8 protein-coding genes are annotated in these 11,337 nt (G+C 32.9%); 1 reads left to right on the forward strand and 7 read right to left on the reverse strand.

The features are described from left to right. Positions 1-223 precede the first annotated feature (223 nt). The 4 genes from DMB65_RS21045 to DMB65_RS21055 form a co-directional block, all read right to left on the reverse strand. Positions 224-2,047, reverse strand: coding sequence for a leucine-rich repeat domain-containing protein (locus DMB65_RS21045; protein ID WP_110308596.1), 1,824 nt, complete (start codon positions 2,045-2,047; stop codon positions 224-226). A gap of 32 nt (positions 2,048-2,079) precedes the next feature. After that, positions 2,080-2,247, reverse strand: a complete 168-nt coding sequence (locus DMB65_RS22235; RefSeq protein WP_165835011.1) for a hypothetical protein — start codon at positions 2,245-2,247, stop codon at positions 2,080-2,082. 460 nt (positions 2,248-2,707) lie between these two features. Further along, the gene (locus tag DMB65_RS21050) at positions 2,708-3,712 is read right to left on the reverse strand and encodes a hypothetical protein (protein WP_110308597.1); all 1,005 of its coding nucleotides are present in this window, start codon (positions 3,710-3,712) and stop codon (positions 2,708-2,710) included. A 487-nt stretch (positions 3,713-4,199) separates the two neighbouring features. Then, positions 4,200-6,833 carry a valine--tRNA ligase gene (locus tag DMB65_RS21055; RefSeq protein WP_110308598.1) on the reverse strand — a complete coding sequence of 878 codons (2,634 nt, stop codon included), beginning with the start codon at positions 6,831-6,833 and terminating at the stop codon, positions 4,200-4,202. A 273-nt stretch (positions 6,834-7,106) separates the two neighbouring features. On the opposite strand from DMB65_RS21055, the gene DMB65_RS21060 reads away from it, so the two are divergent. Further along, the gene (locus DMB65_RS21060) at positions 7,107-7,487 is read left to right on the forward strand and encodes a DUF1573 domain-containing protein (RefSeq protein ID WP_110308599.1); all 381 of its coding nucleotides are present in this window, start codon (positions 7,107-7,109) and stop codon (positions 7,485-7,487) included. Between the two features lie 79 nt (positions 7,488-7,566). Here DMB65_RS21060 and DMB65_RS21065 read toward each other — a convergent pair whose 3' ends face one another. The 3 genes from DMB65_RS21065 to DMB65_RS21075 all read right to left on the reverse strand — a co-directional run bounded on the left by DMB65_RS21065 (position 7,567) and on the right by DMB65_RS21075 (position 11,204). Further along, the gene (locus tag DMB65_RS21065; protein WP_110308600.1) at positions 7,567-8,043 is read right to left on the reverse strand and encodes a hypothetical protein; all 477 of its coding nucleotides are present in this window, start codon (positions 8,041-8,043) and stop codon (positions 7,567-7,569) included. A gap of 91 nt (positions 8,044-8,134) precedes the next feature. Next, positions 8,135-10,273, reverse strand: coding sequence for an OmpA family protein (locus tag DMB65_RS21070; RefSeq protein WP_110308602.1), 2,139 nt, complete (start codon positions 10,271-10,273; stop codon positions 8,135-8,137). 1 nt (position 10,274) lies between these two features. Continuing rightward, positions 10,275-11,204 (reverse strand): PorP/SprF family type IX secretion system membrane protein, encoded by a 930-nt coding sequence (locus tag DMB65_RS21075; protein WP_110308601.1) that lies wholly within the window; start codon positions 11,202-11,204, stop codon positions 10,275-10,277. Between the last annotated feature and the right edge of the window lie 133 nt (positions 11,205-11,337).

The raw sequence follows: 11,337 nt of genomic DNA on the forward strand, positions 1-11,337 counted from the left end.
ATTTGATTTTGGATTTATTACTCAAATAGTTTCTTACTCTTTTATAACTAAATAAAAGATAATCATCTAATAAAAAGAGATTTTGCATTAAACAAAACAAATCTAAAAAAAGCTTTTGTATAGCAATCCATTTTGTATATAAAAATAAGAAAAAAACAGTATGTATTTGCTCTTTAATAACAAAAAAGATAGAATCACAATAGTGACATAAAAAACAAACGCTTTATTGTTTTATGATTTTTTTGTTTAAAATACTATCTCCAACATGGACTTTTAAAACATAAATGCCGCTTGTAATGTTACTAATATCTATTTGGTCCCTATTTACAGTTTTAATAGCAATTGTTTTACCTAAAATATCTAGAATTTCGATTTTTTCAATGGGAAGGTTTTCTGGATTTGAAATAGAAATAATTCCTGTTGTTGGGTTGGGGTATATTGAAAATGTATTTTTAGCTTCAAAAATATCGGTGGCTAAAGTTCCATTTATGGGATTAAAATTGGTCCAAATGGCGGCGGCTTCATACAATGATTCGGTTCCTGTAGGCACATTCAAAGCACATACTGCCTGATTCACATTTTGAAATACCGTAGTATTAATTACTAAAGGAGTCGGAATATAACAATTTACCGTAGTTAGGACCGGACAATACGAAAAAGCGCCATTGGCAATAGTAGTTATTGATTTAGGAATTGTTACCGAAGCTAATTTTTTACATTCATAAAAGGCATAAGCACCTATAGAAGTGACCGAATCAGGAATGCTTATAGATGTTAAACCTATACAATTTTGAAAAGCAGTCTCTCCGATAGAAGTAACCGAACTAGGAATACTTATAGAAGTTAATCCCGCACAATAGGCAAAAGTATCCGTTGCAATAGCTGTCACCGAATTGGGAATTATTATCGAAGGTAAAGCAATACATTGATGAAAAGCAGCACTACCTATAGAAGTAACTGAATCTGGAATGGTAAAAGAAGTTAAGCCATAGCAGCCAGAGAAAGCGCTTGCCCCAAAAGATGTAACCGAATTAGGAATAGTGATGGAAGTTAAACCAGAACAGCGATAAAAAGCAGTGCTACCTATAGATGTAACTGAATTTGGGATCGTAACCGAAGTTAATCCTGAACATTCATAAAAAATTCCAGTTCCAATAGAAGTCATTGAATCAGGAATGGTAACCGATGCTAATTTTATACAATTATAAAAGGCATAAGACCCCATAGTTGTAACCGAATTGGGAATAGTAACAGAAACCAGTTTTGAACAGTTTTGAAATGCACCCTCACCAATAGACGTTACCGAATTAGGAATGGTAAACGAAGTTAAACTAATACACGCATTAAACGCAACATTGCCTATAGAAGTGACCGAATTGGGAATAGTTATCGAAGTTAAACTCTTACATTCTCCAAAAGTTTCTGTTGCTATAGAAGTAACCGAATCAGGAATAGTTATCGATGTTAAATTTAAACATTTTCTAAAAGCAAATTGACCGATAGAAGTAACCGAATCAGGAATAACAACCGATGTTAAACTATAACAATAATAAAAAGCAGCCTCGCCAATAGAGGTGACCGAAGCAGGAATTGTTACAGAAGCTAATGAAAAACAATTGGCAAAAACATACCCCTGAATAACAGTAATAGAACTAGGAATGGTTACAGAAGGTAAACTTACACAAAATTCAAAGGCTCCCTCACCAATAGAAGTAACCGAATTAGGAATAGTAACTAAAGTTAAAATTCTACAATTGTAAAAAGCATCTTCTCCAATAGAAGTAACCGAATTCGGAATAGTAACTGAAGTTAAACTCAAACAATTGTAAAAAGCTTTAACGGCTATAGCATTAACTTCATAATTTTGGTTATTATACACAACCGTATTTGGGATGTTAGCATCACCCGAAAAACTCACATTACTGGCTACAGTAACCTTAAAATTGGTTGCATCTGTAATGGTATAATTGATACCGTCAAATGTAAAATTTTGTGCAAAAGCGCTAGTGCTTATTATTGCAAATAGTATAATTAGTATTTTTTTCATGACTTTTACTGTTTAATTTTTTTTAGTTTTTTTTAGATATTCAACTGTTTTTGAGTCGAATAAATATCATCGTTTAAAAGAAGCATTTTCACTTTTTGAAAATGTTCTTTGGTTTTTAATTGTGTACTGTTGTTTATTGCTATCAACCTGGCATTCCCTTTTTTGCTGTATTTACAGCAAGAAAAAACAAATAAATTCATTGCAACTACTGTTTTTGTTGCAAAAAAAGAGTTGTTGGTAAAGAAGCACAAAAGCTATTTCTATTTCAAAAAACAGAATAGGAATAGTAAGATTTTGCTAAATTGGTTATCAAAATCGTTCCAGAACTTTTGTTCCACATCTAGTTTCGTTACTCTGGAATTAACCGTTTCGTATCCCGCTTGTATAAATTGTATCGTTTTAGATGAAGATAGCGTCTAAAGATGCGTTGCTTAGCTACTTCCAAAAATTGTGAAAAAAACATTTTTTTATATTTCACCATTCATACAATTATCATTGCAGCCTACAAACAGAAAAATATTAATTTACAGTAACAATATCAAAAACTTCAGGTGCATTTCCTTCTAAAACGGTTGGTGCATTATTCAAAAAATATTTATTCTTTCCTGTAATGTGTACATCACCATTTTTTGAAATGGCTATTGCAAGATTGAAGATGTTTCAGTCGGCATCAGATGTTAAAACAGTTTCTGGACCATTTTTCCAGTATTTCAAAACTGATCTTCCAGAAGTTCCTGGATTTCTTTCAATGCCAATAATGTGTATATCTTTTTCGATAACTTTCATATCAAAAGGGGATGAAGAAGTAATTCCAGAGGTTAAATTTGTTTTTAATCCATTTTTCCAAAATCCAATTTTACTATTTTCATTACTAATGGCTAAACGTGCCGTTACAAATGTGCCGGATGAAGTGGTAACAATTTTTCCTCTTCCAATGCTAAAATCATTGAATATTCCAGACTCTAAAGTCGAAATCACTCCATTTTTCCAAACTTTTAGTGTGTATGTGTTATCTGCTGTTAATTCACTAAACAAAATGGAAATATCTGAACCATTGACGGAGATGCCATTAGCAAAAGCTCTGAAACTTGGATTTGAGACTGTAGTTGCAGCTTCATTTTTCCAATATTTTACAACATTTTTAGAGCCATTATTTTCAGAGCCTGTAATATGAACATCACCATTAACAACTACCATATCACTTACAAAGTTGTTGCTTAATCCATTGGTAAGTATGGTTTCTACTCCGTTTTTCCAGTATCTAAAAGAATTTCCTTTTCTTCCCAAAATATAAACATCACCGTTTTCTACTATTAAATCTTCAGCAATGGCGTTTTCGGCCACTACACTAGATATTCCATTTTTCCAGAGTATTATGGCATTCGTCTCATCAAAATTTCCGTTTATGGCATACACATCATTACCGCTTACAGTAATTCTAAAACCCGTAGTGTTAATGTTATTGTCGGAAGGTAAAATCGTAGGTTTTCCATTTTTCCATATAGTTGGTATGGCTTTATTGCTGGTATTTCGGGTAATTCCAACAATGTAAACATCCGTTGATTTTAAATCTGAGGAGGTTGTATCATCTTCTTTTGAACAGGATAAAATTGAGAAAGTAGTTGCGACAAGTATAAAAAAGATTGTTTTGAAATTTGTTTTCATTTAGTTACAGTTTTTATTTTGATATTGTTTTAATAAAAATAGAATTGTAATTTTTTTACTACTGCAAGCTACATTTGCCTAATGAATTAATTTCCAGAGTTATTCTTGATTTTTTTTTCTAGGGGTTTTCCCTGATAAAACTCCAGCTCATTTAAGTCTAGAAGATGGTGCCTTTTGACAAGTGTTGTTTTTTTTTAAATTTAAAATAGCGTAAAAAAGAGACCTTTACTCATTCTTATAAAAGAACACTTCGGCGAGAGTATAGTTAGTAATGCTATAGCTTTTTTTAAGCGAAATAGCTGTTATTATAAGAAAAACGATATTACTCAAAATGAGTCAAAATGGGTTCTTGAATATCAAAATCGATTGCTTTTTTATTGTTTAATTCTGACGTTTAGTCAGTTCTAAAATATGCCTTGAAAAATATAAAACCCCGGCAGATTTAAAATTCTGTCGGGGTCTTAACATTATAAACTAAGTTTGATCTTTACTTTAATCCAGCCAGACTCTGCTCAATTGTAGCAATTTTGGCTAATGCATCAGCTTGTTTTTGTTTTTCTATATTTAAAACTTTCTCGGGAGCTCCGTTTACAAATTTCTCGTTTGAAAGTTTGGCCTCAACAGATTTTAAGAAACCTTTTGTATAGTTTAACTCTTCTGTCAATTTTTTGATTTCAGCCTCAACATCTATATTTCCTGTAATCGGAATAAAATATTCATTTGATTTTACACGGAAAGACAATGCGCCGTCTACTTTTTCAGAAACATATTCGAAAGCAGAAACGTTTCCTAATTTCGTGATGATTGAATCGAAATAAGTTGAAACATTCTCGCTGTTGATTCCTTTTAATTCGATTGCATCTTTAAACGGAATATTTTTGTCTTTTCTGATTGTTCTAATTCCTGAAATTACTTCAATTGAATTTTCAAAATCAGTAATTAATTTTGCATCGAAAGATTTTAATTCCGGCCAGGTTGAAACGATTAAAGCTTCGTCCGGAGTTCTTTCTGTAATTAACTGCCAGATTTCCTCTGTCAGGAAAGGCATAAACGGATGTAATAACTTCAAATTATTTTCTAACATTTCGATCGCTTTCGCGAAAGTTACGCTGTCAATTGGCAGTTGATATCCCGGCTTAATCATTTCTAAGAACCAAGAACAGAAATCATCCCAAACCAATTTGTAAATTGCCATTAATGAATCTGAAATTCTGTATTTCTCGAAATTATCTTCAATGTCAACTAAAGTCTGCTGCAACTTCGCTTCGTACCATTCAATTGCTACTTTTGATGATTCCGGCTGTGGAATAGTTTCTGAAACTTCCCAGCCTTTTATCAATTTAAATGCATTCCAGATTTTATTAGAAAATGCTTTTCCCTGATTACATAACTCTTCATCAAACATAATATCGTTTCCTGCAGAAGCACTTAAAAGCAATCCTACACGAACTCCATCTGCTCCAAATGCATCGATCAAATCTAAAGGATCAGGCGAATTCCCTAATGACTTAGACATTTTACGACGCTGTTTATCACGAACTAAGCCTGTTAAATACACATTAGTAAATGGCTTTTCACCCGCATATTCATACCCTGCAATAATCATTCTCGCCACCCAGAAAAATAAAATATCCGGACCTGTTACTAAATCATTTGTTGGATAATAATATTTGAAGTCTGCACTTTCCGGATCCATTATTCCGCCAAAAACAGACATTGGCCATAACCAGGATGAAAACCAGGTGTCTAATGCGTCAACATCTTGTGTTAAGTCCTTAGTAATTAGTCCTAAGTTCTTAGTTTTTTCTTGTGCAAGTTTTAATGCATCTTCTATGTTTTCAGCAACTACGAAATCTTCTTTTCCGTCTCCGTAATAATATGCCGGAATTTGTTGTCCCCACCATAACTGACGGGAAATGTTCCAGTCACGAATGTTGTTTAACCAATGCGCATACGTATTTTCGAAACGTTTTGGATGCAATTTAATATCTCCCGTTTCTAAAACCGATTTGATTGCCGGTTTTACCAATTCTTCCATTTTTAAGAACCATTGGTCTGATAATCTTGGTTCGATTACCGCTTTAGTTCTTTCAGATGTTCCAACTTTATTTAGGTGTATTTCTGTCTTTGCTAAAGCGCCAATTTCTTCTAATTCTTTTGCAATTTCAGTACGAACCACAAAACGGTCTTTTCCTTGATAATGTAATCCGAAGCTGTTTAAAGTCGCGTCTTCATTAAAAATATCAACGATTTCAAGATGGTGTTTTTCACCTAACGTTTTATCGTTCATATCGTGTGCAGGCGTAACTTTTAAACATCCTGTTCCGAATTCGACATCTACATATTCATCTTCGATAATTGGAATCACTCTTCCACAAATTGGAACAATGGCGCTTTTACCTTTTAAATGTGTAAAACGCTCATCATTCGGGTTGATACAAATGGCAGTATCTCCAAAAATTGTTTCCGGACGCGTTGTCGCAATGGTTAAGAAATCTTCAGAACCTTCGATTTTATATTTTAAGAAAAATAATTTTCCTTGCTGTTCTTCATAAATAACTTCTTCATCAGATAAAGTCGTTTTAGCTTCCGGATCCCAATTTACCATTCGGTATCCTCTGTAAATCAAACCTTTGTTATACAAATCAACAAACGATTTAATTACAGAAGCGGACATATCTGGATCCATAGTAAATTTGGTACGTTCCCAATCACAGGAAGCTCCCAGTTTTTTAAGCTGTTCCAAGATTGTTCCGCCATATTTATCTGTCCATTCCCAGGCATGTTTCAGGAATTCTTCGCGGGTCAAATCATTTTTATTGATTCCTTCCGCTTTTAATTTAGCCACAACTTTTGCTTCAGTAGCAATAGAGGCGTGGTCTGTTCCGGGAACCCAGCAAGCATTGAGTCCTTTAAGACGTGCACGACGAATTAAAACATCCTGAATCGTATTGTTCAGCATATGTCCCATGTGAAGGACTCCAGTGACGTTTGGCGGCGGAATTACAATAGTGTAAGGTGTTCTATGATCTGGTTCTGAATGAAAATAGTTGTTTTTCATCCAGTAATCATACCATTTATTCTCAATCGTCTTAGCGTCAAATTGTGCTGGAATTGTCATTTAAATAGGTTTAATCGTTGATTTTTTTGTTGATTCGTTTAATCGTTAATTTGTTAAATCGCTAAATTGTTAAAGAGATTTTTGTAAAACTTAAATTCACAAATCAATTAAACGATTAAACAGTTAAACAAATAAACGCAACTTTGGTTTCATTTTTGTACTTATAACTGACAGCAAAAGTAAATAATTAAGTACACTATAAAAAACGAAATAATAATTTGTGTATTAATTAAAAGAAAGTATATTTACTCATGTCTTAAAAACAATTTCAAAATGAAAAATGTTATTAAATTTATTGTAATAGTACTGTTTAGTGTAACTGGTTATTCTCAGAACGGTGCGAAAATTGAGTTTTCAGCCGAAGACAACACTATTGATTACGGAAAAATTTCAAAAAGTGACAATGCTGTCAGATCTTTTGAGTTTACAAATACCGGAGACGCTCCTTTAACTATAATTTCTGCCCAGTCAACGCTGAGTTCTATAGTTGTTACAAAACCAGGGGCACCAATTATGCCGGGTAAAAAAGGAAAAATTGATGTAAAATATAACATGGCTGCGGGGCCTATCCGTAAAACGATTACCGTTGAAACCAATGCTGTAAATTACCCTGACGGAAGAGTAGCTCTTAAAATTAAAGGTGAAGTTTTATAAGAATAAAAAAGTTGACAAAAATAAAAAACCGTTTCTTGTATTAAAAGAAGCGGTTTTTTTATAAATCTATCCCTCTGTTTTATTTATCGACACATTCCTTTGTGTTAAATTTATATTTCACACGTTCAAAGTCTATTGGTTTATCTTTCACAAGATATGTTACACCCATCGTAGTCTGCATCGTTCCGTTTCCTAAAATAAGCTGCTTATCCTTTTTCAAAAATGCCATTGGGTTTTTAAACTTTTTATTTTCTCCTTCAACAAAAGTATAATCTGCAAATAAAGTATCTCCATGAAACTCACCTGCGATCTCTCCATTCTTTTGAGCCGAACCCGCAACATTCATTATCATATTACCACTTATTTTTCCGTTTTTTAAAGTATTCATTTTTAAATCAATAACATCATTTTCATAAACTGCCTGATAACATTGCGTACTTACAATCTTTTCACCATCGGCTTTTGCAGCATCAGTTTCTTTTTGTTTTTCATCATTTTTACAGCTTTGCAGTCCGGCTAAAGACAACATCATACAGGATAAAACTAGCTTTTTCATAATTGAATATTTTTATTTCATGTTATCTTATAAAAATAATAAAAAAGAAACCAAAGAAAAGACTTCTTGGTTAAATTAATTCTTTAAACAACTATAATTTTTTAATAACAAATTCGGATCTTCGGTTCAATTCATGCTCTTCTTCTGAGCAGGTATCATTGGTTTTACACTTTATAATTGGCACAGATTCACCGTAACCTTTGGCCTTAATTCTATTGGCATTAATACCTGACTGAATAATAAATTCTCTTGTTGAACTGGCTCTTTTTTGTGATAAATTTTCATTGAATTTTACATTTCCCCTTGAATCGGTATGCGATCCGATTTCGATTACCATTCCGGGATATTTTTTCATTAACTCTACCACTCTTCCTAAAACTACTTTTGATTCTTTTCGGATATACCACATATTGTAATCAAAATAAATCGGGTCTGTTTTAATGAGAAGCCTGTCTTTATCTTTTATGACATCTTTTTCCTGAGCCAAAATCTGATCAGCTTTTTCTTTTTTCTTACCCTCTGCCGCAGCAATTTTATCGGCTTTTGCTTTTTTCTCAGCTTCTTTTAATGCCAGTACTGCCAAGGCTTCTTTTTTCTTATTTTCTTCTTCTAAAATAAATTCCTGTTTTCGTTTATTTTCAGCAATCTGTTTTTCTTCCTGTTTACTAATTTCTAACGATTTTAAGGTCATCGAAGCATCATTATTCGCATTTCTGGTTTTTCCCGAAGTCAACGATTTTGAATTGCCCGTATAACTTTCCTTAGCGGCCAAAACGCTGTAGAATGTTTCACAAGGCACGGTTAAACTAAATTTTCCATCTGCCGTTGTTCTTACTAAATTGAGTTGCTTTTTATTTACATCCTGAAGTTCAATAATGGCGTTTTCTAAGGTCAATTTTGTAACAGCGTCAGTTATGATTCCGGTTATAAATTGTTTGCAATCTTCAACCACCAGATCCTTAATTTCTTTTAGCTGATAAATATCATCACTTCCTTTTCCTCCTTTTCTGTTTGACGCAAAATAGCCTTCTTTAGTATCCGAATCATAATAAAATGAAAAATCATCTAAATTGGAATTAACAGGCATACCAACGTTGACAGGTTTTCCGAATTCTTTTCCATTCATTTCAGAAACAAAAACATCAAGGGATCCGTATCCTAAATGTCCGTCTGATGAAAAATATAGCTTATTATCTTTTGAAACAAAAGGGAACTGTTCTCTCTTATCTGTATTGATAAATGGGCCTAAATTTTTTGGTGTATCAAAAGACCCCTGATTAATATTTACTGAAAAAATATCTAAAGAACCTAATGTTCCCGGCATATCAGAAGCAAAATACAATACTTTTTCATCTGCACTTAAAGCCGGATGCTCTACCGAATAATTATCACTGTTAAAAGGAAGTGAAACTATATTTATCCATTTTCCGTTAACCAAATCGGCTTTAAAAATCTGAAGGCTGGATATTTTTTGTTTATTTTTTCTTTTGCTGCCGTTTTTAGAATTATTACGGGTAAAATAAATCGTTTTTCTATCTTTTGTAAAAACTGCGTTCGACTCATGCATTCCGGTTTTTAGTTCATCCGAAAAATAATAGATAATCTGATCCTGTGAATTTATATTTTTGATCGGAAGAGCAACTAAATTAAGATAAGTAGCATTATCCCATTTGTACTTTTTATCAAATAATCCCGGTTTTAGTTTTACGCCTGCAAAAACCAGACTGTCATTGTATTTTACAGCTCCAAATTCTGAATTTGGTGTATTTATGGCTAAGTTTTTAATTTCGAAACGGTTTCCAATTGCTGCAACATTTTCTAACGTTTTCATCTCTTTTTCAAAATTTGATAAATCTTCTTTATTTACAGATTTTGAGTAATACGTTTTTAAGTTTTCGGCTGCTTCTTCGGTATTGCCTGTGGCTTTTAAAGTTTGGGCATATTTGAAGTAATAATTCCTGTCTAAATCTTTATAATAGTTTTTAATTAAAAGCCTGTAATAACGTTGAGCCTTTACCAAATCATTCGTAAAATAATAAGAATCTGCCAGATTTTTAATAATTTCCTGAGAAGGTTTTTCGTCTGCTAATTTCTGATATAAAGCAATGGCTTCAATGTAATATGTGCGGTCGAAAAAACGTTTGGCTCTTGCCAAATCCTGTTCTTGTGCGTTTATAACCTGTATAGAAAATACGAATATAATAACGAGTAGTTTGTTCCAGTTTTTCATTTTAAAAGAATCTTGGTGATTTATCATATCCTTTGCCTAATAAATCTAAATCAAAAAGCAGCAGCATCTCGTGAGTTCCTGAATTGAACTGTCCCAAATTTGAAACCGTATAGTCATAGGCATATCCAATTCTAAGAGACGGGGTAATATTTATATTCATTAAAGCACTTACGGCATCATTTATTCTATAAGCCGCACCGAGTTCAAATTTATCCTTATACAAGACATTGGCTGTAATATCAACTGAGACAGGTGTCCCGAAAACAAATCTCGACATGAATGCCGGTTTTAATTTAAATGCATCGCTTATCTGAAAAACATATCCTGCGGTTAAAAAAGTGTGAATCTCTTCGGAACCAAAAGCGTTGATACCTGATTTTTCTTCAATGTGTTTTGAACTTAATAAATTCGGAAGAGATAATCCGATATAATATTTATCCGTAAAATAATAGGCTCCTCCCCCAATATTTGGCTTAGTTACATTAATATTTTCGGCGAAAGCCAAATCTGTAGCAGGATCGGTAAAACGAAAACCATTAAAATTCGTCTGCAAAGACGTAAAGCCGGCTTTTAATCCTAAAGAAAGCCTGTTTTTACGACCTACTTGAAGCACGTAGGCAAAATCTGCATAGAAATTGTTTTCTTTTTTCGCACCATCCCCAATATCATCTGAAATTAACGAAGCACCAACTTCAATCTTTTCACTTAAAGCAGTATGACCAAAAAAAGTAAATGTTTTTGGTGCTCCTGCTGCCCCTACCCATTGCGTTCTGTACAACCCTCCTAAATTTAACATTGCTGCTTTACCTGTAGCATAAGCAGGATTTACGACACTCATATTGTACATATAATGCGTATATTCAGGATCTTGCTGAGATGAAACTGATGTGATATAAAAAAGGATACTTATAAGAAGTAATATTTTTTTCATTTTAGATTATTGAGTTAGTCATTTAGTTTCTGTATCTTTATGCCTTTAAAATCATACGTTATGGAAGTGTTTGAAGGACAAAGCATACTAAACTTTATAAAAGAATTGCCAAATGATGAAGCATGCAAAGCTT

The sequence above is a fragment of the Flavobacterium cheongpyeongense genome (assembly GCF_003202435.1).
GTDB lineage: Bacteria > Bacteroidota > Bacteroidia > Flavobacteriales > Flavobacteriaceae > Flavobacterium > Flavobacterium cheongpyeongense.